Here is a 25,519-nt window from a genome sequence, read left to right as displayed (position 1 = left end):
AGGCTTTTCGTGGTTTCCGGCGGGCGGGCTCTACGACCCACCCGCCGGAAATGTCATTTATTTCGTGCTTTTGACCCGTGCCCACAGGGCGGGAGTCCTGGGCGGCTGCCAACCGGGCAGGGAGACGTGCCCGAGCACGCACCGGTAGACGACCCCGTTGTGGGTGACGCGGTCACCGGCCTTGTACTGGGTGTACGGCTTCCACGCGGGCAGCGGGGGCGGGGTGACGGTCAGGGTGAAGGTCGCCGAACGCGTCTCCACGCCGGTCGCGCTGACCGTGATCGGATAGGTCCCCGGCACGGTCGTCGCCGAGGTGGCGAACGTGATCGTGCTCGGGCTGCCGAGCTCGACGGTCGTCGGGCTCGCCGCGAAGTTCACCCCGGCCGGGAGGCCGCTGGCGGAGATGGTCAGCGCCTGGGGGGCCACCCAGACGGGCGTGGTCTCCAGGGTGGAGGCGGTCGTCTGCCCGGGTTCGACGGTCGCCGCGTCCGGGGTGAGGTGCACGGCGAAGTCGCCGCCGGGCACCTCAAGCCGCAGCGTGGTCGTACGGCGGGAGGCCCCCGTGGCCCGGACGGTGGCGAAGTAGACGCCGGGCGGCGTCGCCTCGGACGGATGGACGGTCACCCGGGCGGTCTGCCCGGTGGTGATCGTGGACGGGTTGAAGGTGAAGGAGAAGGAGTCGGGCAGGCCGAAGGCGGTGAGCGCGACCTGCTGCGGGTCACCGGCCGTGGTCGTGGTGCCGAGCGTCAACGTGGCCGTCTGGCCCGGTTTGACGGTGACCGTGTGGCGGTCGAGCGAGACGGAGAAGTCGTTCGCCGGGGAGGCCGGGGAGACGGTCAGCCGGTAGGACGTCGTCTCGGAGAGTGTGGGGGTGGCCGCCGAGGTGGCGCGGACGACGATGGTGTGCGTGCCGACCGGGGTCGACGCCGAGGTGGTCACCCTCATCAAGGTCGAGGCGCCGCTCGGCATGCGGGGGGTGGTGAAGGTGACGTCCGTGCCGGCGGGGACGCCCTCGGCGGTCAGGTCGAGGTCCTGGCTCGGGCCGCTCAGCTTCCTGGTCCGCACCGCGACGGTCGTCGAGGTGCCCTGGTCGATCACGCCGTCGGGCTCGCCGGTCCGCACCGTGAAGGTCCGCGAATCGGCCGGGCAGCCGGGCTCGTCGGGGAAGGCCGCGACCCCGACCGCGTCCCAGGCGTCCTTGACCCGCTGGAGGTGGAGGCAGCCGAACAGGGCCAGCGCCGACTGCACGGTCGCCGCGCGGACCTTGGCGTGGGTCCAGGGCACGGTCTTGAGGTTCAGCGCGCCCATGTAGATCTCACCCGCGTCGCGCAGGCCGATCCCGGTCACGCCGTCGCCCGCGCAGACCGGGCTCTGCTCCGGCCTGCCCTGGACGCGGTCGCCCTCGGCCAGCAGGTAGAACCAGTGGTTCTGGATACCGGCCACCTTGTGCGGCTCCTGGGTGAGCACCTCCTCGGAGTAACAGCCGGGGTCGCCGAAGACGGCCGGGTCGTACATGTTGCGCAGCGGGCCGGGGCCGCTGAAGTCCACCTTCTCCCCGATCAGGTAGTCGGGCGCGTCCACCCCCGGCGGCTGGTTGGCGTAGTGCTCGGTGAGGGTGCCGATGATGTCGCCGGTCGACTCGTTGAGGGCGTTGGTCTCACTGCCGCTGCCGTTGCCGCCGCTGGTGTTCTCGAAGATGGCGTGGCCGTACTCGTGGCCGACCACGTCCATGGAGGACATCTGCTTGCTGCCGCTCTCGTTGTGGCCGAGCCACACGCCGTCACCGGCCCAGACGGCGTTGGGGAAGTTGAAGCCGACCCTGATCGGGAACGTCCGGCCGGTGCCGGTGATGCCGTCCCGGCCGAGCCAGTCCCGCACCATGTCCCAGGTGCGCTGCGCGGCGAACATGCCGTCGACGCAGGCGGTCTCCAGGCCGGAGGCCGAGCCGTCGCCCCACTCGTCGTCGGCGCCGGTGTAGACGGTGCCGTTGGTGGACGCGCAGCTCAGGTTGGCCCGGGTGGGGTCGGTCATGCTGTAGGAACCTGCCGAGCCCGAGGTGTCGATGTAGACGGGGTCGCCGTTGTGGAACGGGTGGCCGACGCCGCGCCGTACGTCGTCCCAGCGGTCGGCGATCGAGCCGTCGGCGGCGTCGACGTAGACGTGCAGGACGGAGGGGCCGTCCTTCGAGCTCCCGGTGACGACGCTCTCCCAGGTCAGCCGGGGCTTGGTGCCCGCGGCGTGCACCACGAGGCGCGGGTCGCTCTGCTTGGTCACGGTGCCGAGCAGGTCCCGCGCGATGGCGCGTGCCCGCTCGGCGGTGACGACGGGCTTGGTCGCGACGTCGTCGAGTTTGGCCCGCTGGCCGGTGGTGACCGCGGTGACCCTGCCACCCTCGCGGTCGGTCGCGACGATCACGTCACCGCCGTAGACGGGCAGGCCCCGGTGCAGGCGCGGATAGGTCAGGTACTGCAGGCCGCGTGAGCCGAAGACGACCGTCGGGCTCCCGAAGGTGTCGCCGTCACCGGTGCGCAGCTCGCGGGAGCGCGCGGTGAGGGCCCTGTCCGCGGTGCCGAGGGCGCGGGAGCGGGCGCGGGCGTCCGGGGGAGCGTAGGCGGAACCCTGGGCTCCGGTGGCCTGGGGGCCGGAGGGGCTGACGGGAGGGGTGGGGGAAGGCGAGGCGGTCGCGGGCGCGGCGCCGTACAACGCGCTCGCGCCCAGTGTCGCCGCGAGCAACGCCGCGACGCGTGTTCTGCCGTTCGGTTTCACTGCGTGTGACTCCTCAAGACGTCCCTGGGGAGGGGGACCAGGAGCCGGGCCGGCCAGGCTCAACTCGAAACGCAACTCAACGTGACACCGGATTGTGTGGGGCGAGTAGCCAATGCTTTTCCATGTCGCGGTGTTATGGACCGGACTTCTGCCAAACGAGGTACGCCCTGCTCAGTCGTATATATGGGGATGCGTCGAGATTGTTTGGGCTTGTCGCAACCGATGGTGAACGTTTTCGAGGCGCCGGTCGTTGGAGGGGGAGACGGGCTGCGGAGCGGTCATTGACCCCGCAGGACGCGGGGCGTGCTACGAAGGGTGGTGAAACAGGACATGTCGGAGTAGCGTCCGCAGACGCGGATTCGCTCGGTGGATGACGGATCTGCTCCGCGACGGGACGGGGAGCCGCGCGTGGTCGGTAAGCAGGGCAGGGTGACCGGCAAGATCGGTCCCGGTCTGGTCGGCGAGGTGCTGATCGCCGTCCGCGGCGGCGTCGAGGCCTTCTACGCCCATCCCGCCGTCCCCGACGAGGAGATCTCTCCCGGATCGATCGTCGTCGTCGTGGAGTACTACCCGCCTCGCACGGTCTATGTCGCTCGCGCGCTCGTCTGACCTCTCTCCCTTTTCTCTTGCTCTCTCCCCCCTCGTGGAGGCCACATTGCCAACCGAGTCCCTCATCATCGGTGGCGGCGTCCTTGTCGCCCTCTTTGTCGTCATCCTGCTGTTCAAGGCCGTCTGGCGGGTGGCCGAGCCCAACGAAGCACTGATCATCTCCGGCCTCGGCGCCCGGGGAAAGAACGAGGGCGACAGCCTCGGCTTCAAGATCGTCACCGGTAAGGGCACCGCCGTGCTCCCCGGCTTCCAGACCGCGCGCCGCCTGCGCCTCGACAGCCGCGCGGCCAACCTCCAGGTCTCCTGCGTCACGCTGCAGGGCATCCCGGTGGTCGTCAAGGGCGTGGTGATCTACAAGGTCGGCGACGACCTGCACTCCATCGCCAACGCCGCGCGCCGCTTCCTCGACCAGCAGGACTCGATGAACGGGGCCATCCACGAGCTGTTCACCGGTCACCTGCGCTCGATCATCGGCAACCTGACCGTCGAGGACCTCATCCTCAACCGTGAGCGGCTGACCGGCGAGACGCGCGCCTCCGCCGCCGATGAGATGATCAAGCTCGGCCTGATCGTCGACTCCCTGCAGATCCAGGAGATCGACGACGAGACCGGTTACATCACCAACCTCGGCAAGCCGCACGCCGCCAAGATCGCCGCCACCGCCCGTATCGCCGAGGCCCAGCGCGACCAGGAGGCCACCGAGGCCGAGCAGATCGCCGCCGCGAACAAGGCCGCCGCCTGGCGCGACGCCCAGATCAAGCAGGCCGCCTACCAGGCCGAGATCGACGAGGCCCAGGCCAAGTCCCGCCAGGCGGGCCCGCTGTCGGAGGCCTCCGCCCGCCAGGAGGTCGTGGTCCAGGAGACCCGCGCCGCCGAGCTTGAGGCGCAGCTCTCCGAGCAGCGTCTGCAGTCCCAGGTCCGCAAGCCCGCCGACGCCAAGGCGTACGAGACCGTCACGCTCTCCCAGGCCGAGAGGGACGCCCGCATCGCCCGCGCCGAGGCCGAGGCCCGCGAGACCGAGCTGCGCGCCGCCGCGCAGGCCTCCCAGGTCAAGCAGGCCGCCGCCGCCGAGGCCGAGTCCGTACGGCTGCGCGGTCTGGCCTCCGCCGAGGCGACCAAGGCGACCGGTCTGGCCTCCGCCGACGCCGCCAAGGCCAAGGGCCTCGCCGAGGCCGAAGCCGCCAAGGCCAAGGGTCTGGCCGAGGCCGAGGCCATCCGTGCCCGCTCCCAGGCGCTCGCCGAGAACCAGGAGGCGGTCATCGCCCAGCAGCTCGCCGAGAACTGGCCGCAGATCGTCGAGGCGGGCGCGAAGGCCTTCGGCAACGTGGACCACATGGTCGTGCTGAACGGCGCCCAGGGCATCGAGGAGATGCTCGCCAAGGCCCTCACCCTCGGTGGGACCGGCCTCGGCCTGGCCCGCTCCCTCCTCAACATGAACAGCGCCCCCGCTGCCGCTCCCGTCCCCATCCCCGAGGCCAACGGCAAGGCCGTCGAGCCCACCTCCTGACCCGCGCCCTCGGAGGGGCCGCCCGCCAAGCCGTACGGCACGCGGGCGGCCCCAGGCCCCAGGCCCCAGGCCCCAGGCCCCCAGGCACCCGGCCTCTCAGGCACCGGGCACCCGGCCTCTCAGGGCACCGGGGTTCGCAGGGCGTCGAGGACGAGGCCGGGGGAGTCGGCGAACAGCCGGATCACCCTGGCCCGCTCCCTGCGGCCGAGAGGCCGGACCACGGTGACCGGTTCGGACAGTTCGACGACCACGTTCGTCTGGGAGGAGACCGCCACCCCCAGCCGCCCGTCGGCCACGGTGACGGTGCCCCGCTCGTCGTAGGCGCGCGCCAGCCGTACCGAGGAGATCAGCTCGCGGGGGACGCGCAGGTCGAAGTGGACGCCGTAGCGCACCCGCAGCTCCCCCTCGGTCACCACGTGCGGCCGGGTCGCGCAGGCGGCCCACAGCGCCAGCACCAGCACGACCGCGTACGCGTCGAGCACCAGCACCACCGTCCGCACCCCGGACGGCACGCCGAGCGCCCCCAGCAGCAACTCGACCGCCACCGTCTCGACGACCGCCGCGAACAGCAGCACCAGCAACATCGAGGACTGCTCCCGGACGTACGGCACCGCGGTCGCCCCCGGTGGCACCCCGTGACGGCGGCGCGTCACCCACAGCAGGAGACCGGCCACACCGCGCGCCTCGAACCCGATGAGCCTGCGCACCGGGGCCGGCACCAGCTCCCGCACGGCCGTACCCAGCGCCGCGCGCCGACCGGCCCCGTCCCGGCGCGCCGCGCGGAACAGCCGCAGCAGGGTCACCGCCTCCAGCAGCAGCACCGCCACGACGGCCACCTCGACGACCACGAGCACCGGCCCCGGTGGCCGCACTCCCGCCGCGGTCAGAACCACGAGCAGCAACTCGGCGGGAAGTACGGCAAGCAGCGCGGCCCGCGCGGCCCTGAACATCAGCCCTCACCCCGCACCATGACACGGGCGCATCCGAACGTCATCTCTCACCTCTCAGCGTGGTCAGCACCAGCCGGAACACCTCGATCTGCGCGGGCGACATCTCCGTGTCCAGCGCCCCGGCCATCTCCTCGACCGCGTACGGCCCGGCGAAGGCCCCCGCCAGCTCTCCGGGCAGGTGCGCGGCCAGGTCGGCGGCGAGCACGGCCACCCGGGGGTCGCCGGGGTCGGCGTCGGCCAGCTCGTCCAGCCGCCGGTAGAGAAGCCGCCCCCGGGCCAGCGCCTCCGGCTCGGTCAACGGCCGGATCATGCCGAGCATCCTGTCCCTGGCCTCGGGATCGGTGACGCCGTCGAGCAGGGTCAGCAGCTCCCGGTCGAGTTCGGCGATGCGCGACCCCTCGGCGGGAAGCTCGCGCAGCACCGCCGCCAGGCCGGGGGAGACCGTGGAGTCCGGCCCCAGGTCCTCCTCGGCGAGCAGCGCGGCCAGCCGTTCACGTCTGGCGCCGATCGCCTCCTGCTGCCTGGCGAGGTCGGCGTCCAGCTCCATGAGCGCCTCACGCAGGTCCCCGCCCCGGTCGCCGGGGCCGAGCACGTCACGGATCTCGTCGAGCGAGAGCCCGAGCTCCGTCAGCCGCCGCACCCGGGCCAGGACGACCGCGTCGCGCAGGCCGTACTCCCGGTAGCCGTTGGCCAGCCGTACCGGCTCGGGCAGGAGGCCGAGGTGGTGGTAGTGGCGCACGGTCCGGGTCGAGACCCCGGCCAGCGCGGCGAGTTCACCGATCCGCATGCCCTCATTAGAAACGTTGACGTTACGTCAACGTCAACACGCCTCGGCGGGTGCCGTACGGACGACCGGGAGCCACCCGGAGAGCAGCGGGGAAGACCGCTCTGACCAGGCTGTTCATCATTATGTCGATCTTCGTCCCCGGGGGAAGGCACCACGCCAGACGGGCCGGAGTTCTTGGGAGAGCGCATGGCGGTCGACACGGATGAGGGAAGAGGTGATCATGGGACGGTTGATCCGGAGGCTTCCCTTCCGTCCTGAATCGGGGAAGCCGAGTCGAGGAGGACGTGTGACCGACATCGCCGACGACATCGCCGACTGGCTGTATCCCACCATCGAGAGTGAGATGAACGGCGCCCAGGTCCTCGCGGCGGACGGTGACCTGCTCAGGACCCTCGGGGAGAAGACCCTCGGCCCCGGGGGCGGGGAGAAGTTCATCGACCACATCTCCGGCAGCTCCCAGGTGAAGCTCAACATCATCCAGCGCTACCGGGCGACCCGTGAGGTCGTCGTCGCCTTCCGGCGGCGGGTCGCCTCGGGTGAGTCCCTGAGCACCGAGGACACGCTGGCGCTCACCCGCGCCACGATCAGGGACGAGACCCTGTCCGAGGTCCTGTCGTATCTCGCGGCCGGCTACTACCTGCGCCCCGGGTTCAGGGAGGAGTGGCGTCCGGCCTCCCAACCCTGAACCCGGGCCGGTTCAGATCATCACGTGGGCCTCGGGGTGGCCGACGAAGGAGAACTGGGCGTTACGGGTCAGTTTGATGTCGTCGGCCTGCCAGGTGTGCATGGCCGCGTCGCCGCTGCGCCAGTACACGAAGTTGAACCGGTCGGCCGAGTAGATCTTGACCCGGTCCTCCTTGAGCCGCCGCACCAGCCGGGTGTCCTCGCCCCGGGTCACGTCCTCGAACCCGTAGTGCTTGAACATCTCGGCCTTGCCGAGGAAGGTGCCGCCCTGCACCAGCCAGCTGTAGCGGTGTTCGAGCCCCGGCAGCCGCAGCATCGTGGTGTTGCTGCCCTCGAAGTAGGCGTAGTGCGCGCCCTTGCCGACGAGTTCGGCGTCGGAGTAGTCGAAGGCCCGCACGAGGTCCGACAGGTAGTGCTCGCCGTACAGGTTGTCGTCGTCCATCTTGGCGATGAGCGAGCCCTCCGCGGCGGAGATGCCCAGGTTCATGCAGGCGCCGAGGGAGAGCGACGGGTCGGCGGGCAGCACGACCACGTCGGAGATCCCGGCGACCCGTGCCTTGTCGGCCACCACGACGGGGTCGATGTCGAGGCCGTGCAGCACCATGACGAGCTGGACGGGCCGGTGGATCTGCTTGGCGACCGAGGAGATGGCGTGTTCGATCTGCGCGGCCCTGTTGGTCGGCAGCACGACCGAGACCGACCGCGACCGCGTCTCGACGGGCTTGCCGAGCACCCGCAGGATCTGGTCGACCCGGTGGGTGAACAGGTGCTTGTCGAAGACCTCCCGCATCGCCATGTGGCCCTGCCTGGCCCGCAGCTCGGGGCTGTTGATCAGGTGGAGCACCTGGTTGTAGGACTCGACGGGCTCACGCGCGATCGGGATCAGCGACCCGAAGGTCTCCTCGATGGCCCGCGACCACCCGGAGACGACGGAGGTCGCGCAGGCCGACAGCTCGAAGACACGGCGGGCGCACATGGTCGGCGAGTCGAGCACCGAGTTGACGTTGAGGAAGACCTTGTACATCTTGTACGCGGCCAGCATCTGGTCGTACGGCAGTTCGCCCACGATGTGCGGGACGTACTCGGCGGGCCAGGCGTACTTCTCGTCCACGGTGCCGTTGCGGGCGAAGATGTGCAGGCCCAGTTCGCGGACCGGGGCGAGCACGGTCTCCATCTGCTCACGCCGCTCGGGGTGCTTGTCGCGGAAGTACATCCCGGCGAACACCACGTCGTGCAGCCTGCCCTGGCGCTCCTGGATGGGGTTGTGCACCCGGGGCTGGGCGGCGAACTGCAGCACGTCCACCCGGTCGTGCCCGAGGACCTCCCGGTAACGGGGCACCATGTCCCCGTCACAGGTGAAGACGTAGTCGAACAGCTTGGCCGTGTCGATGAAGAACTCGAAGTTCGGCGGGTCCTCCTTGTTCCAGAAGACCGTGGGGATGCCCTCCGCCCTGCACCAGTCGATCAGGGCGCGCAACTCGGGCTTGGGCGCGTTGGAACCGGTCATCTGGTAGCGCCAGCGGCCCTGGTTGCCGTGCCAGGCCGACTCGGCGAACAGGATCTCCGGCCTGCGCTCGGCGAAGATCTCCGGCCAGTCGCGCAGCCCGAACTCGATCTGGTCCCACTCGTACTTGAAGGCCATCCTGGAGAAGTCGTCCAGGATCACCGCGACCTTCATGTCGGGCCGGTTGATCGGCCCGGCGGGCCACTTCACCTGGGGCACGTTCACCACGGGCCCCTGCTGGTCGAGCTCCTCGACCACCTCGGACACGGGCCTGGGCGCCTTGGGGCCCTTGCGGGTGGACATGGCCGCCTTCAGCTTGCCGGGCAGCCGGACGACCCCCGACCCCTTGGCCCCGGTCAGCGCCTCGGCCACCCGGTACGGCCGCTGCACCTTCGTGGACTCCAGCTTCCACTGGGCGTAGTCGGCGCGCGCCTCGGCGATGGCCAGCCGCCGTTCCAGGTCGCGGACGCGCTCCTCGAAGCGCTCGACGACCTTGCGCTCCTCGGGAAGCCAGTTGATCGGCCCAAGACGCTGGAACTTCGGCTCTTCGGGGGTCTGCTCAGACTGCTCAGGGGAACTCATGGGAATCGCCTTTACACCGAGGTCGTGCCAGCGTACGGCGTGCGCCGTACCGAAAGGGCGGTTTACAGGGAATTGGGCGGTATGACCTGGCCTGCGGGGGAGAGGTTGCCTCCCTTGAGCCAGGCGGCGATCACCCGGGCGATCCTCGGACCGGCCTTGCCGTCCCAGAGCGGGGGAAGGTCCCCGGACGGCGTCGTGGCGCCCTCGGCCAGCGCGCGGTCCGCGGCGACGGCCAGCTGCGCCGGGGTGACCAGGCGGTTCGTGCCGTGGGTGATGGTGATCGGCCGCTCGGTGTTCGGCCGGACCGTCAGGCACGGCACGCCCAGCATGGTCGTCTCCTCCTGCACCCCGCCCGAGTCGGTGACGACCAGCGAGGCGCCGCGGACCAGCGACAGGAAGTCGACGTAGCCGAGCGGATCGACGATGAGCAGGTTCCCACCGGTCACCAGCCCCGCGTCGGCCAGCCGCTGCCTGCCCCTGGGGTGGATCGGCACCACGATCGGCAGGCGCGCGCTCACCTCAAGGACGGCGTCGACGAGCTCCTTGGCCGAGGCCGGGTCGTCCACGTTCGCGGGCCGGTGCAGGGTGGCCACGCCGTACCGGCCGGTCAGGCCGAGGCGGGAGCGGATCGGGGCCGGGTCGAGGTGGTCCAGCGCGGAGAACAGGCTGTCGATCATCGGGTTGCCCACCAGGTGGACCCGCGCCGGGTCGACGCCCTCGTTGGACAGGTGGGACAGCGCGTCCGGCGAGGTGGCGAACAGGATGTCGGACAGCGCGTCGGTGACGACCCGGTTGACCTCCTCGGGCATCTCCCGGTCGAAGGAGCGCAGGCCCGCCTCGACGTGCGCGGTCGGCACGTGCAGCTTGGAGCACACGAGGATCGCCGCGAGCGTGGAGTTCACGTCGCCGTAGACGACGACCAGCGTGGGACGGTGCTCAAGCACGACGTCCTCAAGGCCGGTCAGCAGGGCCGCGGTCTGCCGCGCGTGGGAGCCGGAGCCCACCCCGAGGTTGGCGATCGGCTCGGGCAGACCCAGGTCGGCGAAGAACACGTCCGACATCAGCGCGTCGTAGTGCTGACCGGTGTGGACGATGCCCTGCCGCACCCCCAGCTCCGCGAGCCCGCGCACCACCGGGGCCGCCTTCACGAAGTTGGGCCGCGCGCCGAGCACGTGCAGGACGAGGGGATTGTCGGGGTCCGGGGTCGTCCCCGTGGGGGCGTAGTCCCTCATTGACCTCGCCTTTCATGCGGGAGTGGGGCAAACGATGCCTATGGTACGGTCACGGCGTGGTATCCGATGCCAGCACGCCAGACTCCTCAAAGGTTTCCGCGAAGTCGGCCCGTGCCGGGCTGAGCGGCCTGTTGAAGGGGTTCGCCAAGCACCCCGTGATCGTCTCCCGGGTCGTGGCGGCCAAGGTCAAGTCCGATCCGGTGCGTGTGGCCCAGGCCGCCGCCGAGACGCTCCCGCCGAGCCTGCGCCCCGTCGTGGGCCGCTTCGCGTGGCCGGCGGCGCGACAGGCCAGGCTGGTCGTCCGCAAGCTCGGCATGCGCATGGTCAAGGGGCCGTGGGCCGAGGCCAAGGAGCACTTCGACTCGGGCCGGATGAGCGAGGCCGTCGCCGTGCTCCAGGGGCACACCAGGTATCCCTTCATCAAGCGCAGGGCCACCTACTACGCCGGTGAGCTGGGCGCCATCCAGCCCAACCCGATCCCGCCCAAGGACAAGGTCATCGTGGGGGAGCGGGTCGAGGGGCGGGTGCTGCACTGCGTCACCAACGCGCTGCCGTTCACCCAGGCCGGCTACACCGTGCGCACCCACCGCATCGTCACCGCGCAGAAGGCCGCGGGTCTCGACCCGCACGTGGTGACGAGCTGGGGCTGGCCGATGATGCAGGGCCACGCCGACGCGACGCCGTACGAGGAGATCGACGGCATCCCCTACCACCGGCTGATCCCCGACGGCGGTGAGGTGCCCTTCGAGAGCCAGGGCCGCATGATCAGGGGCGCCGGTGAGGTGACCGAGCTGGTCAGGACCCTCAGGCCGCAGATCCTGCACGCCGCGACCGACCACCGCAACGGCTCGGTCGCGCTGGCCGTACGGGAGCGGACCGGCACGCCGATGGTCTACGAGGTCCGCGGCTTCCTTGAGGAGACCTGGGCCTCGCGCGACCCCAAGCGGATCGGCAGCCAGCGGCACGTGCTCCAGCGCGACCGCGAGGCGTTCATCATGCGCTCGGCCGACGCCGTGGTGACGCTGGCGGAGACCATGGCCACCGAGATCGTCGAGCGCGGCGTGCCGAGGGAGAGGATCTTCCTGGCGCCGAACGCGGTCGACGACTCGCTGCTGTCCGCCGAGTACGACGGCGCCGCGTTCCGTTCCGCGTACGGCATCGCCCCCGGCGAGGTCATCATGGGCTCGGTCTCCAGCATCGTGGCCTACGAGGGTTTCGCGACGATGCTGAGCGCCGCGGCGCTGCTGCGCGACCGGGGGACCCCCGTCAAGGTCCTGCTCGTCGGCGACGGCGCCGAACGGCCCGCGCTGCTCGAACAGGTCGAGGAACTCGGCCTCGGCGACGTGGCGATCCTGCCCGGCCGGGTCGGTCCCGACGAGGCGCTGCAGGCCCAGGCGGCCATCGACATCTTCGTCTGCCCCCGCGAGGACCTGCGGGTCTGCCGACTTGTTACACCATTGAAACCTGTCGAGGCGATGGCGCTCGGCAAGCCGGTCGTGCTGAGCGATCTCCCCGCTCTCTCGGAGCTCGTCGGCTCCGACGGCGCCGGGCTTCTCGTCGCCCCGGGCGACCCCGAGGCCCTCGCCGACGCGCTCGCCGCGCTGCGTGACGACCCCGAGCGGCGGGCCGAGATGGGGCAGGCGGGCCGGGCCGAGGTGGCCGCCAAGCGCACGTGGAGCCGCGTCGCGGAGACGTACCGTGACCTTTACCGATCACTTACCGCTTCATGACCTTCGGACGACTCCTGGAAAACAACCGGTTTGTGATGCGTTCAATGGCATTAGACGTGGCTCGTTCGGACTTGAGATAGCCTTTGCGACCATGAAGTGTTGTTTCCGGCATCCCAAGGTCACCCGGTGAGCGAGCGCAACGAGCCCGCCGGCGACACTGGCGCCCCCGTGGGCGGGGCCGGCGAAGGAGGCCGAGTGAGCACCTACGACCTGGCCGTCATCGGTCTCGGATATGTCGGCATGCCCCTGGCGAAGGAGGCCGCGGGGGCCGGACTGCGCGTCGTCGGCTTCGAGGTCGACCCCCTGAAGGTGGAGGCCCTCAACGCGGGCCGCTCCTACATCGACGACCTCACGGACGCCGACCTGGAGCACATGCTGGCCGGTGGGTTCACCGCCACCCTGGACGAGTCGGTCCTGGCCGAGAGCGCGACCGTGGTCATCTGCGTGCCGACCCCGCTCGACGAGGACCACCGCCCCGACCTGTCGGCCGTCGAGGGCGCGACCGCGACCGTCGCCCGTAACCTCTCCAGGGGCACCCTGGTCGTCCTTGAGTCGACCACCTGGCCCGGCACCACCGACGAGGTCGCCCGCCCCATCCTTGAGGCCTCCGGCCTCACCGCGGGCACCGACTTCCACCTCGCCTTCTCACCCGAGCGCATCGACCCGGGCAACGCCAAGTACGGCATGCGCAACACCCCCAAGGTGGTCGGCGGTTACACGCTCGCCTGCCGGGAGCGCGCGGTCGGGTTCTACTCCCGCTTCGTCGAGCAGGTCGTGCCGGTCAGCGGCACCCGCGAGGCCGAGATGGCCAAGCTGCTGGAGAACACCTACCGGCACGTCAACATCGCCCTCGTCAACGAGATGGCGATCTTCTGCGACGAACTGGGCGTGGACCTGTGGGAGGCCATCGAGGCCGCCTCGACCAAGCCGTTCGGCTTCCAGAAGTTCCTGCCCGGACCGGGCGTCGGCGGCCACTGCATCCCGGTCGACCCGTCCTACCTCTCCTACACGGTGCGCAAGCTGGGATACCCCTTCCGGTTCGTCGAGCTGGCCCAGGAGATCAACGAGCGGATGCCGGCCTACGTGGTCGCCCGCGTCCAGCGGCTGCTCAACCGGCACAGGAAGGCCGTCAACGGCTCCAAGGTGCTTCTGCTCGGCGTCACCTACAAGCCCGACATCGCCGACGAGCGCGAGACCCCGGCCCTCCCGGTCGCGCGGGCGCTCGTCGAGCTCGGCGCCGACCTGGTCTTCGCCGATCCCTACGTCAAACAGTGGCGGGTCGACGGCGTCGAGGTCCCCCGCGAGGAGGACCTGGCGAAGGCCGTCACGGAGGCGGATGTGACGGTGCTGCTCCAGCAGCACGCCGCCTTCGACCTATCGATCGTCGAGGACCACGGCAGGCTCGTGCTCGACACCCGAGGCGTTCTCGCCGAGGGTGAACGCGTCGAGCGGCTCTAGTAACGAAGGGCTGCGCGCAGTGCACGTGCTCGTCATGACGGTGGTGCATCACCCCGAGGACGCCCGGATTCTGCACCGGCAGATCCGCGCGCTGGTGGACGCCGGTCATGAGGTCACGTATGCCGCGCCGTACACCGCGCGGGGCGTCATGGCCCGGTCGTGGGTGAACGGCGTCGACCTCCCCAGGGCAGCCGAGCGTAAGCGGCTCACCGCCGTACGCGCCGCCCGCAAGGTCTTCAAGCGCATGCGTGGCCAGGTGGATCTCGCGATCGTGCACGACCCCGAGCTGCTGCTCGCGGTCGTCGGCGTGCGCAACCGGCCCCCGGTGGTCTGGGACGTCCACGAGGACACCCCGGCGACCCTGTCGCTGAAGCCCTGGCTGCCCGCGTTCCTGCGCCCGCCGGTGCGTTTCCTGGCCCGCCTGCTTGAGGGTACGGCCGAGCGCCACCTGCACCTGCTGCTGGCCGAGAGCGCCTACGCGGGCCGCTTCCACAGGACGCACCTGGTGGTGCCGAACGAGACGTGGGTCCCCGACCAGGTGACGGCGCCGGGCGGCGACCGGATCGTCTACCTCGGCTGGTTGTCGGAGGCGCGCGGGGTGCGCGAGGCCATCGAGGTGGCCAGGCTGCTGCGGCCGCACCGGGTCGCGGTCGAGCTGATCGGCTACGCCGACCCGCAGTCGCGCCCGATGCTGAACGAGGCGGTCGCCGAGGGCCTGCTCGAATGGCGTGACTTCATGCCGAACGACGAGGCGCTCAAGCGGCTCGACGGCGCGCTGGCCGGGCTCTCGCTGCTGCGTGACGAGCCCAACTACCGGCACTCCATGCCCACGAAGATCGTGGAGTACATGGCGCACGGCATCCCGGTGATCACCACTCCCTCGCCACGGGCGGTCGAGCTGGTCGAACGCTACAACAGCGGTGTCGTCGTGCCGTGGCAGGACCCCAAGGCAGTGGCCCAGGCCGTCGTCTTCCTGCGGGACGACGTCAAGGAGCGGCATGGCCAGGGCGCGCGGGGGTACGCGGCGGCCCGTGCGAACCATCACTGGCCGAACTCGGCACGTCGTTTCGTCTCCCAGCTTGAGGCGTGGGCGGGGGTCAAGAGCTGATCTCCGGCACGGGGAAGCCGTTTATGTCCGCCTGATCGTGAGAACGGTAGTGTCCTGAAAGTGCGCTGGCTGACCGCTTTCCTGGGCCTGGCGATCCTCGCAACCGCCGTCGTGGCGGTCGTGATGGTCCTGCCCCGTGGCGAGAGCGCCTCCACGGCCCGGAGCACACCGTCCACCTCTTCGCAGAGTCCGCCGGACCCGTCGGCCTCCCCCTCGGGCACGCCGTACACCGATCCGTGCGGGACGTTCGACACGGCCGTGCGGTCGCCGTACGCGCTGACCGGCTACTGGCTGATCCCCACGACCGACCACTGCACCTGGCGCAGGCAGTTCACGGCCATCCACGAGGTGGGCGGCGACACCGTGATCCGGATCGGCTGGGGCCTGCAGGCCCGCAGGACCTCCGAGGACGGCCGTGTCCTGGAGAAGGAGGGGAACAAGGCCGACCCCCGCTACGCCTCCTGCGTCGAGGACGGCGTGCCGTGCGTCGAGGCGGCCGAGCGGGACCTCAAGGCGGCCAACCCGGGCAACCGGGTGAGCTGGACGTTCGTCTACCGGACCGACGAGGCGTTCGGCGACGGGCTGTTCCGCTGCCCGGCCTACGAGCGCCGGATCGTCGCCGGGGACACGGTCTTCTACCGGCTGCTCGCGCCCGACGACGGCACCGACGACCCCAGCTGCGACAACATCAGGAACAGGGGACGCGGCTACCACCTGATCCTGGTGGCCGCCGCGAAGAAGGACAGCCTCACCGAGCTGCTCGACCTCGGCGACCGGTTCGGGGTGAAGGTCTTCCCGGCGCTGCCGCTGGCCCCGCGCGACCCGGCGCAGAGCACCCGCGCCTCGGAGCGCGGCACCGACACCCTGACCACGCTCACCCGGCGCATCCTGCAGGACTACGGCGACCGCTTCGCGAACCGGACCTCGCTCGGCGGGTTCTACCAGCCGTTCGAGCTGCAACTGCGGGACATGAAGGCCGAGCATCCGACGCTGGCGGTCTACGCCTCCCAGCACCAGATCGTCGAACAGGAGATGCCGGGCAAACCCATCCTGGTCAGTCCCTACCTGGACGCGCGCAAGCGGCTGCCGTTCAGCGCGACGCCCCAGGAGGTGGCCAAGGGCTTCGAGGCGCTGGCCAGGACCGGCGTCGGCATCATCGCGCCGCAGGACAGCCGGGGCACGGGCAAGGTGGGGCTGTTCTGGCCCGACCAGCGGGGCCAGCGGGTGGACGAGCGGCTGAGGTCCGTCGTGGGGGAGACGACCAACGGCGACGCCTACCACGGCTCGACCCGCGACTACTACCGGGAGATGGCGGCGGCCAGGACCAGGATGGTCGAGCAGGGCTACGACGTGCAGCTCTGGGCCAACGTCGAGGCGTTCGAGCCGTCGTCGGACGAGCCGTGCGCCGCCAGGACGGGCACCAGGGGGCGCACCGACAAGAAACGGCTCGACACCGCGGTGACCCAGGTCGGCCGGTACGTCTCGAAGATCGTCTCCTACATGTGGAGTGACTTCTTCACCTGCGGTTCGCCGTCCCTGTCCGAGGAGGTCGCCAGGGACGCGGGCAGGCCGATCCCGGTCGACGCCGTCCACCGTCCGCGTGACATCCAGGACGGCGTCGAGATCCGCGGCTACGACATCCCGGTCGGCTCGACGGTGACGATCACCTGGCCCGGTCAGGAGACCCCCGAGGTCACCAAGGTCACCGGGGTCGATCTCGAAGCGCTCCCGGCCGACCTGCCGGAACGCGTCAGGACGGCGTGGTTCCCGTTCAACTGGAACGGCGTGCCGCAGGGGACGTGGGTGCGGATCAAGGTGACCGCGCCCGACGGGCGCGCGGCGGCCGAGTCCTTACACGTTCGCGTGGGCTCCTGAGCGGTGTAACGTGCCTGACATGGTTCCGCGCATCCCCGTCAGCGTGGACCTTGTCGTTCTCACAGTGCGGTGCCAGGAGCTGAGCGCGCTCGTCTGGCGGCGGGACAAGCAGCCCTACGAGGGGCGCTGGGCCCTGTCCGGCGGCTTCATCCACCTCGACGAGGACCTCCCCGCCGCCGCGGAGCGTGTGCTCGCCGAGCGGGCGGGCCTGCCCGGGGCGCCGGTCCACCTGGAGCAGCTGCAGACCTACGGCTATCCCGACCGTGACCCGCGCCAGCGCGTCCTGAGCGTGGCCTACCTCGGCCTGGCCCCCGACCTGCCCGCCTCGACCGAGGCCCACATGAGCTGGCAGCCGGTCTCCTCGCTCAGGGAGATGGCCTTCGACCACCGGCGCATCATGGTCGACGGGATCGAAAGGGCCAGGGGCAAGCTCGAATACACCCCGCTGGGCGCCGCCTTCTGCCCGCCCGAGTTCACGGTCGCCGATCTTCGCCGGGTTTACGAGATCGTCTGGGGTCGCGCGCTCGATCCGCGTAACTTTCACCGGAAGGTCACCAAGGCGGAGGGCTTCCTGGTGCCGACGGGCCGTACGACCACCCGTGACGGGGGCCGTCCGGCCAAGCTGTACCGCAGGGGACCTGCGGTTTTCCTGCATCCCCCGATGCTGCGCTCCCTGAAGGAGTAGGTCCGGAGACAGTCCCCACGGGGAAGGCTTCCGACGCATCGAATCTCAAGGGATGAAAACCATTCCCTCGTTATAGACATGAAAATGGTTATCGCTTACGCTATTTCCACACTGAGAGGTTAAGAACGCAAAATCTTGAAATTTCAGGATGTCGTCGCGGTTGTTCCGCGACGATTGTCCTGGTGGTCTCGGCGACCGTGAACCCGGCACCGGACGGCGACGGCTCACCCGGCGAACGGCCATGCCTCCTCACCGTCAGGTGGTGGGGGCGGAGGCCGGGCCGGGGCGGGAACCGTCCGGACGCGTGACGCCCTTCCCAGGCACGGAACAGGCTTTTCTCAAGACAGGAGAGTGCTGATGGCGCGGCGGACACTTGCGCCCGGCGTGGAGATCTTCTCGGTGACGACCGGGACGGTACGGCAGGCGGCGGGCACGACGGGACGTTCCGAGACCGAGCCCCGCGGGCGACTGCGGGCCGGGGCGGGCAACGGTCACGCGGAACGCCGCGTGGGCCGGGCCGTACCCGAGGAGTCCGCGAAGGTGACGGTGCTGCGGACCGCCGCGGGCGAGTTCCTCCCCGTCCAGCAGGAGATCGGCGGAGACCTCGACCAGCTCGACCCGGGAACGCTGCGGACCTTCGAGGACCGTGGGCTGCTGGTCGAGCGTGAACCCCGCTCCTGGCCGGGTCCCGTCGCCGTGGTCGGCGGCGGAGCCATCGCGCTCGCGCTGTCCGAACTGCTCGCGCGGATCGGCGCCGAGGTCCACCGGGTGCCGACCCCGGACGCCGCCCTCGGCTGCGCCGCCGTCAGCTGGTGCCAGGACGACCACCCGCCCGCCGAGTGGGCCAAGGCCGACGTCCTGCTCACCGAACGCTCGATCGCCTGGCAGCGCTGCTCGGTCGAGGGCGCGACCGCGGTGCTCGAACCCATCTCCTCGGGCCCCGAGGACCTCACCCACTCCGACGTCAGGGCCAGGCGGCTGGCCGCCTCCGCCACTCCCGGGCACCTGCAGGCCTACTGGAGCAGTGAGCGCCGCAGAGGGCCCTCCCCGGTCGGCCCCGCCGAGGCCTGGTTCGTCGCGGCGCTGCTCGCCGCCGACCTGGAGGACTGGGCCGCCCGCCGTACGGTGTCACGGGGGTTGAGGCTGGTCGACCTGATCAGCCTGACCGTGACGGAACAGCCGATCCTCCCGCTGTCGGTGGTCTCCTCAGGGGACGCCTGACCGCGAAACGCCCATGGACAGGCGCCGGGTCCCCGGGGGGGTGGAACCGGCGTCTACCGGCCGGCGACCGGACATCCCACGTCCGGTCGCCGGCCGGACATCTTTCACCCGTTCGGCTCGGAGACCTGCTCGGAGGCCTCCGCTCCGGCATTCCAGGAGGATGCCCCATCCGCCTGCTCCTCATAAAGTAAGGTCATGCCTCGTTTCCGTGCGATTCTGGACACCGTGCCCCCCTACCGGGCGGGCAAGGCCGTGGTGTCAGCCGACGGCCGGTCCTTCAAGCTGTCCTCGAACGAATCCCCCTACGGTCCGCTTCCCTCCGTGGTCGAGGCGATCTCCAAGGCGGCCGCCCAGGCTCATCTGTACCCCGACCCCGGGGTGGGCGCGCTGACCAACGCGCTGGCGGAGCGCTACGACGTGCCCGCGGAGCACGTCGCGGTCGGCGCGGGCTCGGTGACGCTGCTGCAGCAGCTCTTCGAGACCGTGGGCGAGCCGGGGGCCGAGGTGATCTACGCCTGGCGGTCGTTCGAGGCCTACCCGCTGATGGCCGACCTGTCGGGTTCCACCTCGGTGCGGGTCCCGCTGGCCGACGAGACGCACCACCTCGACGCCATGGCCGAGGCGATCACCCCGCAGACCCGCATGATCTTCGTCTGCAACCCGAACAACCCCACCGGCACGGTCGTGCGCTCGGCCGAGCTGGCGGCCTTCCTCGACCGGGTCCCCGAGGACGTGCTGGTCATCCTCGACGAGGCATACCGCGAGTACGTCAGGGACACCGACGTCACCGACGGTCTCACGATCTACCGCGACCGGCCCAACGTGGCCGTGCTGCGCACCTTCTCCAAGGCGTACGGCCTGGCCGGGCTGCGGGTCGGCTACCTGATCGGCAACGAACCCGTCGCCGCGGCCGTCCGCAAGACCGTGGTGCCCTTCGCGGTCAACCACCTCGCCCAGGTGGCCGCGGTCGCCTCGCTTGAGGCCGAGGCCGAGCTGCTCGAACGGGTCGATACCGTGGTCAAGGAGCGCGACCGGGTCCGTGACACGCTGATCTCCCAGGGGTGGACGGTGCCGGTCACCGAGGCCAACTTCGTCTGGCTGCGCCTGGACGGGCGCACCCTTGAGTTCGCCGGGGCCTGCGCGGCCGAGGGCGTCGCCGTGCGTCCCTTCGAGGGTGAGGGCGCCCGCGTCTCCATCGGCTCCCCCGAGGCCAACGACACCTTCCTGGCCGTCGCGGAGGCCTTCCTGAAGGGCTGACGCACCCGGGGCCCTGGGGGGAAGTCCCCTGGAGTGTCCCAGGGCTCCCACGGGGCTCTCAGGCCCCTGTGGTCCCTTTTGTAGGAACCCGTCCCTACGCGGGGGCGGGTTCCTTCTCTGTCACGACCGGCGCCTTCCTGCGTTCGGTCGAGACCACCAGCGCCACGCCGACGACGATCACCAGGCCCGCGACGACCATCGAGCCGGTGACCACCTCGCTCAGGATGAGTCCGCCAAGGACGACCGCGACGACGGGGTTGACGTAGGCGTAGGTCGAGACGAGGGAGATGGGGGCGTTGCCCAGCAGCCACGCGTAGGCGGTGAAGCCGACCAGCGAGCCCATCACGATGAGGTAGGCGAGCCCGATCCAGGAGCGCCCGGAGACGGCCGCGAGGTTCAGGTGCTCGCCCGACACCGTGCCGACCAGCGTCAGTCCGACGCCGCCCACGAGCATCTCGACCGTGCTGGCCGCGAAGGGGTCGGCGGGCATCGGGATGCGCGAGGACAGGAACGAGCCCACCGACCACGAGATCGAGGCCAGCAGGATGATCGTGATCGCCGTGCCGTTCGACGCGCCGCTCGCCCCGGTCAGGGAGAGCACCGCGACACCGGCGAACCCGACGAGCACCCCGGCCAGGGTCAGCGCCCGGGGCCTGTCCCGCGCGACGACGCGCAGGATCACCAGCCACAGCGGCACGGAGGCGACCAGCAGCGCGGCCAGGCCGCTGGAGATGTGCTGTTCGGCCAGTGCGACCAGGCCGTTGCCCGCGGTCAGCAGCAGCACGCCGACCAGCGCGGCGCCGCCGAACTGCTTGGCCGTCATCCTGAAGGGGCCCGGTCCCTTCAGCAGCAGAATGACCAGGCTGAGAATCACCGCGGCGGAGGTGAAGCGCATCGCTCCGCTGAGCAGCGGGGGAAGCGTCTCGATGACCACCCGGATGGCGAGATAGGTGGAACCCCAGACCACGTAGACGATCGCCAGCGCGCCCCAGACGAGGAGAGACGTGCGTCTGTCAGCAGCGTCATAAGCCATAGCTCCTGACAATATCCCCTTATATGGAGAAACCTCTCGCGGATTTCAGTCCTTGAGACGACCCTCCCGAACCTCGGAAACAGCAAGCGCCGTCACCCCCGGATGTCCTCGCGGACCCGGAGGGTGACGGCGCGGCGGCCCCGGGGCATGGGCCGTGCTGCAGTACGGCGCAGGCCCCGGAGCCACGGACACACGAAGGTCGCGGCCCAGGCCGCGACAGGGGCCCCGGCGGAGGCTGCGACCTCAACGGTCTCAGTGGCCTCGGCGGAGCCCGGACAGCCCTTCTCCGCCCCGGAAGCCCCAGGGGTCTCCGAAGTCCTGGCAGGGACTCCGGTGGGGACTTCGTGGGAGGCGTCGAAGGGAGCCTCGACAGCCGCGGCAGCGAACTCGGCGGCCTCGGCGGTCTCGGCGGACCTCAGCGGGTTCCCAGCTTCTCCACGATCAGCCGGTAGAGCTGGCGTGGACGACCGGGCTGCGGAGTGCGGTTCGGCGGAAGCGGCCACGCGAGCCCCTCGTCGACCAGCGTGCGCAGCAACCGCCGTGCCGTACGCGGGGTGACGCCGAGCATCTTGCCCGCGCCCTCCGCGTCCACCACGGTGTCCCCGCCCTCCAGCTTGGCGGCCAGCCGTGCCAGCACCTCCACGCCCTTGGGCTTCAGCGGCCCGCCGCCCTGCGGAGGCATCCTGGGCGCCGGGATGAGCGCCCTGCCCTCCCGGTCGACGGCGAAGCCCTGGGCCTGCTTGCCCGCCTGCGTGCGCGCCAGGGCGGCCCTGGCGTGCGACTCGGCGTCATGCGTCGTACGGCCCATGCCGACCCCGACCTCGACCGCCAGCCCCAGCTCGTCACGCACCCGGGCCGCGAAGGGCAGCACCCGGAAGCCCTCGGTCGCCGTGGCGACCGAGCCGCGTGTCGCGGTGACCATGTAGCTGTGGTCGTCGACCGCGGTCACCGAGGCGTTGATGCGGTTCGCCTCCTGCACCAGCAGCCTGTGCAGCGACAGCCTCAGCTCGTCACGCCAGTAGCGCGGCGCGGCCCTGCGGACCGGCTCGCGGAGCGTGGGAACCTCGACCAGCACCACCGTGAGCTGAGACTCCTCCAGCCTGTGGTGCGCCCCGAGCAGCGCCGCGGTGTGCAGCGCCGTACGGACCGCGGCGGAGGTGGGGCGGATCCTGACCACCGGAACCCCGGCCGTCTGCAGCCGGTCGGCGACGGCGGGCAGGCAGGTGAGCGCCCCGCTGGTGTTCCCCTGGCGCGCCAGGCGCTCGTGGAAGGACGCGATCGTGCCGGTGGCTCCCGGCTCGTCGCGGCTGTGCACGTCCCCGGCGGGCAGCCCGAGGTCGGCGTAGGCCTCCTCGATGTCGGCCCGTCCGAGCACGTCGATGCTGACCCTCCTGGGGTCGATCCGCTCGTCCAACGCTGCCCTGGCCAACGCGGCGATCAGTGCCGCGCCGCCGAGCTGGACATACGTCGCGGGCATCGTCAGCACCCCCGATCGTCTGGCCAGGTCGTAGGGAACCGGGCTGGCGAACAGACAGGCGTCGACTCCCGCCCCGAGGCGGGTCACCTTGTCGGCCGCCTCCTGTTCGTCCCGGTACGCAGCGGCCACCAGGCGGCACGGCAGAGGTGCCGCCGCATGTCCCATAAGCATCACTCTTTCTACGAGGTCATGGGGGCCCACCACACCGATAGTGAGGTCCGGTGTCATGGCACCCGGGCGTGACACTCGTGGAGTTTCTTCGGCCCGCTCGACCAATGTTCGTCCCATCCTGCCGTCCCTGTTGATTCGGCTCTCTTTTGGAACGATCGCTTGCGAGGGCCGTAATGTCACGCCCGTTTAGAGGTCAATTCTTGGAGGAACCCACGGTCTAAACCCTGACTGACAGTGTTTACACAGGTCAGAGCGCTTTTTGGGAGACTGAAACCGGTTGATTATCAGGCAGAAATCTCTCGGTGGACATCCGCGCCCAGCGCCTGCATACGCTCGGCCAGATAAGAGTGGCCCCGGTCGATGAGATATCCTGACCCGATCACGGTCTCTCCCTGGGCCGCCAGACCGGCCAGGACCAGGGCGATGCCGGAGCGCAGGTCATGGGCGGTGACGTCGGTTCCGGTGAGCGGAGTGGCGCCCCGGACGACGGCGCTGTTCTCCTTCACTTCGATGTCGGCGCCCATTTTGTTCAGTTCTGCGGCCAATGCGAACCGACCGTCGAAAATCCGTTCGTGGATGTAGCTCGCGCCGTCCGCGAGACAGGCGACCGTCATGATCGGCGACTGCAGATCGGTGGCGAAGCCGGGGTAGGTGTCGGTGATCACGTTGATCGGGCGCAGCGGGCGGTCCCTGCGCACGTGCAGCACGGCGCCGTGGTCGGCGAACTCCACCCCCATCTGCTCCAGCTTGTAACGGACGACACCGAGGTGGTCCAGGTCGGCGCCGACCAGGTTGACCTCGCCGCCGGTGATCGCGGCGGCCATGGCGAACACGCCGGCGTCGAGCCGGTCGGGCATCACGGTGTGCTCGACGGCCTGCAGCTCGTCGACGCCCTCGACGGTGATGAAGCCGGTCCCGCCGCCGCTGATCCGCGCGCCCATCCTGGTCAGCATCTCGATCACGTCGAGGACCTCGGGCTCAAGGGCCGCGTTCTCGATCACGGTCGTGCCGCGCCCGAGGACGCCCGCCATGATCAGGTTCTCGGTGCCGGTGTGCGAGGGGGTGTCGAGGTACAGCGTGGCGCCGGTGAAGCCCGCCGTCTTGACGTGGATGACGGCGTCGCCCTCGTCCACTACCGCGCCGAGCCGCTTGTAGCCCAGGTAGTGGAAGTCGAGGTTGCGACTGCCCAGGTTGCAGCCGCCGACCCCTTCGATGACGGCCTCGCCGAGGCGGTGCAGCAGCGCCGGGACGAACAGCACCGAGCCGCGGAACCGGCGGGCGATCTCGGCGGGCAGCACGGGGCTGCTCAGCGTCGAGGCGTCGATCACCAGCGTGCGTTCGGCCTCGTGGAGCTCGACCTTGGCGCCGACGGCCTCGGCCAGCTCGACCGCGCGGCGGACGTCCTCGATGATGGGGACGTTGCGCAGCACGGTACGGCCTCTGGGCGCCAGGAGGGCCGCGCCGATCATGGGAAGCACGGCGTTCTTGGCGCCCTGGATGAAGGCGGTTCCACGGAGGGGATTGCCACCGCGCACGCGGTAACGGACCATGCTTCATGCTCCTTGGGGGTGGGGGACGATATTCGTACGACATGGGGGGCGGTGGCCGGAAGGCGTCGGCCAACACTAGCCGTTGGATGCCCCTGAACCTGCTATTTCGTGGGGAAACCGGACCCGGTCAGCGGACTGACCAGAAGCTTCCGCGCGAAAGTCTCGACGGTTCCCACATGACAATTTCCACTCGGCCGTGAAAGCTCCCGCGGTTCGTGTGCCCCGCCGGGCGGGCCGTGCGACGCCTGCGTCACCGGCCAGAGTTTATTCACGCGGTACGGGTGCCCCTGCCCGAGGGGGTCAGCGGGGAGGCGGCCGTCAGCAGGGTGTCGGCCCGCTGGTCCACGAAGCGGGTCACGACCTGCTGGCCGTACCCGAAGACCATGGCCCAGACCAGGATCGCAGGCTGGGAGCCGAGCCCGGACATGCCCGGGACGAACCCGGAGTTCAGGATCAGCAGCCCGAGCACGGCCGTCGCCACCCCGGCGGGCGCCTTGAGCAGGGTCTGGGCGACCGCCAGCGAGTAACGCGTGGACAGGTCGGCGCGGGTGGACAGCGAGGCCGCGCTGGACAGCGCCGCGCCCAGCACGCCGACCAGGGCGACGAGCGGGACGTCGCCGTGACCGGGCCGGTGGCCGCCGGTCGGGCAGATCTGGGCGGGCATCAGGCCCTGGGCCTGGACCACCGACTGGTTGCCGCACATCGGCACCGCGTCCGGCCAGATGGCGCCGACCGCCACCAGGCCGAACACGATCACCGACAGCATGAGGACCCCGCCGAGCAGCAGGTTGCGGAAGCTGCGGACCCGGCCGCTCTCCATCGCCTGCGCGGTGTAGGCCGCCCGCAGCACCGACTGCATCAGCGGCCGGTCACCCTCGCCCAGGTCTCCGGCGGCGATCCTGGCCTGCAGCTGGACCAGCCTGGGGTCGTCTCCGGGCAGGTAGGCCCTGCCGATCGCGAGGACCTCGGTCGCCCGGCCGCACAGCTCGGGCGTCGGCAGCACGCCGTACAGCATCACGGTCGCGCTGTTGACGTTCGACCAGGCGCCCTCGACGGCGTGACCGGTCAGCCAGCGGCGCAGGCCGTGCCTGCTCCTGGCGTAGGACTCGGCGCGGGCCAGGTGCGTGCCGATGCCCTCGCCCGCCGAGGCGGACGAGCCCGTGCGCTCGCACGCGGTCAGCGCGCGCTCGGCGTCGGCCCTGATCTCCTCGCTGCGGGTCGCCACGTACACGCGCCAGATGCCGGGCCAGCGCAGGACGCCGGTGTCGCCGATCCGTTCCGGGGAGACTGCGTCGAGCGACATCGTTCCTCCGTTGGGCGCGGGCCGTGGGGG

Annotated in this window: 19 protein-coding genes; 10 read left to right on the top strand and 9 right to left on the bottom strand. The window is 70.5% G+C overall.

Annotated features, from left to right (window positions below; translation table 11 throughout):
* Positions 1 to 57: 57 nt before the first annotated feature.
* Positions 58 to 2,766, bottom strand: a complete 2,709-nt coding sequence (locus tag ABT340_RS14330) for a M4 family metallopeptidase (RefSeq protein ID WP_352011160.1) — start codon at positions 2,764 to 2,766, stop codon at positions 58 to 60.
* Positions 2,767 to 3,174: 408 nt separating this feature from the next.
* Here ABT340_RS14330 and ABT340_RS14325 point away from each other — a divergent pair, with 408 nt between their 5' ends.
* Positions 3,175 to 3,375, top strand: a complete 201-nt coding sequence (locus tag ABT340_RS14325) for an NfeD C-terminal domain-containing protein (protein WP_352011159.1) — start codon at positions 3,175 to 3,177, stop codon at positions 3,373 to 3,375.
* A 46-nt stretch (positions 3,376 to 3,421) separates the two neighbouring features.
* Positions 3,422 to 4,882, top strand: coding sequence for a flotillin family protein (locus ABT340_RS14320; protein ID WP_352011158.1), 1,461 nt, complete (start codon positions 3,422 to 3,424; stop codon positions 4,880 to 4,882).
* A 119-nt stretch (positions 4,883 to 5,001) separates the two neighbouring features.
* Here the strand turns inward: ABT340_RS14320 and ABT340_RS14315 are convergent, their stop codons facing one another.
* Together ABT340_RS14315 and ABT340_RS14310 are read right to left on the bottom strand one after the other, a co-directional pair.
* Positions 5,002 to 5,832, bottom strand: coding sequence for a hypothetical protein (locus tag ABT340_RS14315; RefSeq protein WP_352011157.1), 831 nt, complete (start codon positions 5,830 to 5,832; stop codon positions 5,002 to 5,004).
* Between the two features lie 40 nt (positions 5,833 to 5,872).
* Positions 5,873 to 6,619 carry a MerR family transcriptional regulator gene (locus ABT340_RS14310; protein WP_352011156.1) on the bottom strand — a complete coding sequence of 249 codons (747 nt, stop codon included), beginning with the start codon at positions 6,617 to 6,619 and terminating at the stop codon, positions 5,873 to 5,875.
* Positions 6,620 to 6,905: 286 nt separating this feature from the next.
* Here ABT340_RS14310 and ABT340_RS14305 point away from each other — a divergent pair, with 286 nt between their 5' ends.
* The gene (locus tag ABT340_RS14305) at positions 6,906 to 7,304 is read left to right on the top strand and encodes a hypothetical protein (RefSeq protein ID WP_352011155.1); all 399 of its coding nucleotides are present in this window, start codon (positions 6,906 to 6,908) and stop codon (positions 7,302 to 7,304) included.
* Positions 7,305 to 7,316: 12 nt separating this feature from the next.
* Here ABT340_RS14305 and ABT340_RS14300 read toward each other — a convergent pair whose 3' ends face one another.
* The gene (locus ABT340_RS14300) at positions 7,317 to 9,389 is read right to left on the bottom strand and encodes a glycosyltransferase family protein (protein WP_352011154.1); all 2,073 of its coding nucleotides are present in this window, start codon (positions 9,387 to 9,389) and stop codon (positions 7,317 to 7,319) included.
* Between the two features lie 62 nt (positions 9,390 to 9,451).
* Positions 9,452 to 10,621, bottom strand: a complete 1,170-nt coding sequence (wecB, locus tag ABT340_RS14295) for a non-hydrolyzing UDP-N-acetylglucosamine 2-epimerase (protein ID WP_352011153.1) — start codon at positions 10,619 to 10,621, stop codon at positions 9,452 to 9,454.
* Positions 10,622 to 10,677: 56 nt separating this feature from the next.
* Here wecB and ABT340_RS14290 point away from each other — a divergent pair, with 56 nt between their 5' ends.
* The 7 genes from ABT340_RS14290 to hisC all read left to right on the top strand — a co-directional run bounded on the left by ABT340_RS14290 (position 10,678) and on the right by hisC (position 19,955).
* Positions 10,678 to 12,351: a glycosyltransferase family 4 protein gene (locus ABT340_RS14290; RefSeq protein ID WP_352011152.1), complete on the top strand. Its 1,674-nt coding sequence runs from the start codon at positions 10,678 to 10,680 to the stop codon at positions 12,349 to 12,351.
* A gap of 195 nt (positions 12,352 to 12,546) precedes the next feature.
* Positions 12,547 to 13,809: a nucleotide sugar dehydrogenase gene (locus tag ABT340_RS14285; RefSeq protein WP_352011151.1), complete on the top strand. Its 1,263-nt coding sequence runs from the start codon at positions 12,547 to 12,549 to the stop codon at positions 13,807 to 13,809.
* Between the two features lie 19 nt (positions 13,810 to 13,828).
* Positions 13,829 to 14,917, top strand: a complete 1,089-nt coding sequence (locus ABT340_RS14280; RefSeq protein WP_352011150.1) for a glycosyltransferase — start codon at positions 13,829 to 13,831, stop codon at positions 14,915 to 14,917.
* A 60-nt stretch (positions 14,918 to 14,977) separates the two neighbouring features.
* The gene (locus ABT340_RS14275; protein ID WP_352011149.1) at positions 14,978 to 16,792 is read left to right on the top strand and encodes a DUF4434 domain-containing protein; all 1,815 of its coding nucleotides are present in this window, start codon (positions 14,978 to 14,980) and stop codon (positions 16,790 to 16,792) included.
* A gap of 19 nt (positions 16,793 to 16,811) precedes the next feature.
* Positions 16,812 to 17,477 (top strand): NUDIX hydrolase, encoded by a 666-nt coding sequence (locus ABT340_RS14270; protein ID WP_352011148.1) that lies wholly within the window; start codon positions 16,812 to 16,814, stop codon positions 17,475 to 17,477.
* 357 nt (positions 17,478 to 17,834) lie between these two features.
* Complete coding sequence (locus tag ABT340_RS14265) at positions 17,835 to 18,698, top strand: hypothetical protein (protein WP_352011147.1); 864 nt, start codon at positions 17,835 to 17,837, stop codon at positions 18,696 to 18,698.
* A gap of 195 nt (positions 18,699 to 18,893) precedes the next feature.
* On the top strand, positions 18,894 to 19,955 hold the full coding sequence (hisC, locus tag ABT340_RS14260) for a histidinol-phosphate transaminase (protein ID WP_352011146.1): 1,062 nt from the start codon (positions 18,894 to 18,896) through the stop codon (positions 19,953 to 19,955).
* A 94-nt stretch (positions 19,956 to 20,049) separates the two neighbouring features.
* Here the strand turns inward: hisC and ABT340_RS14255 are convergent, their stop codons facing one another.
* The 4 genes from ABT340_RS14255 to ABT340_RS14240 all read right to left on the bottom strand — a co-directional run bounded on the left by ABT340_RS14255 (position 20,050) and on the right by ABT340_RS14240 (position 25,489).
* Positions 20,050 to 20,988 carry an EamA family transporter gene (locus tag ABT340_RS14255; RefSeq protein WP_352011145.1) on the bottom strand — a complete coding sequence of 313 codons (939 nt, stop codon included), beginning with the start codon at positions 20,986 to 20,988 and terminating at the stop codon, positions 20,050 to 20,052.
* A gap of 415 nt (positions 20,989 to 21,403) precedes the next feature.
* Entirely contained in the window at positions 21,404 to 22,693 is a 1,290-nt protein-coding gene (locus ABT340_RS14250; RefSeq protein ID WP_352011144.1) for a GTP cyclohydrolase IIa, read from the bottom strand.
* 227 nt (positions 22,694 to 22,920) lie between these two features.
* Positions 22,921 to 24,186 (bottom strand): UDP-N-acetylglucosamine 1-carboxyvinyltransferase, encoded by a 1,266-nt coding sequence (murA, locus tag ABT340_RS14245; RefSeq protein WP_352011143.1) that lies wholly within the window; start codon positions 24,184 to 24,186, stop codon positions 22,921 to 22,923.
* 268 nt (positions 24,187 to 24,454) lie between these two features.
* On the bottom strand, positions 24,455 to 25,489 hold the full coding sequence (locus tag ABT340_RS14240) for a hypothetical protein (RefSeq protein WP_352011142.1): 1,035 nt from the start codon (positions 25,487 to 25,489) through the stop codon (positions 24,455 to 24,457).
* Between the last annotated feature and the right edge of the window lie 30 nt (positions 25,490 to 25,519).

This window comes from Streptosporangium sp. NPDC000239 (assembly GCF_040300765.1).
Taxonomy (GTDB): domain Bacteria; phylum Actinomycetota; class Actinomycetes; order Streptosporangiales; family Streptosporangiaceae; genus Streptosporangium.
This window is presented reverse-complemented; position numbering and strand designations above follow the sequence as displayed.

What these genes read in the sequence shown, in the direction of transcription:
- ABT340_RS14310 (WP_352011156.1), bottom strand. Translation starts at nt 6,619, where the DNA reads ATGCGGATCGGTGAACTCGCCGCGCTGGCCGGGGTCTCGACCCGGACC.
- hisC (WP_352011146.1), top strand. Translation starts at nt 18,894, where the DNA reads ATGCCTCGTTTCCGTGCGATTCTGGACACCGTGCCCCCCTACCGGGCG.
- murA (WP_352011143.1), bottom strand. Translation starts at nt 24,186, where the DNA reads ATGGTCCGTTACCGCGTGCGCGGTGGCAATCCCCTCCGTGGAACCGCC.
- ABT340_RS14240 (WP_352011142.1), bottom strand. Translation starts at nt 25,489, where the DNA reads ATGTCGCTCGACGCAGTCTCCCCGGAACGGATCGGCGACACCGGCGTC.
- ABT340_RS14270 (WP_352011148.1), top strand. Translation starts at nt 16,812, where the DNA reads ATGGTTCCGCGCATCCCCGTCAGCGTGGACCTTGTCGTTCTCACAGTG.
- ABT340_RS14300 (WP_352011154.1), bottom strand. Translation starts at nt 9,389, where the DNA reads ATGAGTTCCCCTGAGCAGTCTGAGCAGACCCCCGAAGAGCCGAAGTTC.
- ABT340_RS14250 (WP_352011144.1), bottom strand. Translation starts at nt 22,693, where the DNA reads ATGACACCGGACCTCACTATCGGTGTGGTGGGCCCCCATGACCTCGTA.
- ABT340_RS14265 (WP_352011147.1), top strand. Translation starts at nt 17,835, where the DNA reads ATGGCGCGGCGGACACTTGCGCCCGGCGTGGAGATCTTCTCGGTGACG.
- wecB (WP_352011153.1), bottom strand. Translation starts at nt 10,621, where the DNA reads ATGAGGGACTACGCCCCCACGGGGACGACCCCGGACCCCGACAATCCC.
- ABT340_RS14315 (WP_352011157.1), bottom strand. Translation starts at nt 5,832, where the DNA reads ATGTTCAGGGCCGCGCGGGCCGCGCTGCTTGCCGTACTTCCCGCCGAG.
- ABT340_RS14255 (WP_352011145.1), bottom strand. Translation starts at nt 20,988, where the DNA reads ATGGCTTATGACGCTGCTGACAGACGCACGTCTCTCCTCGTCTGGGGC.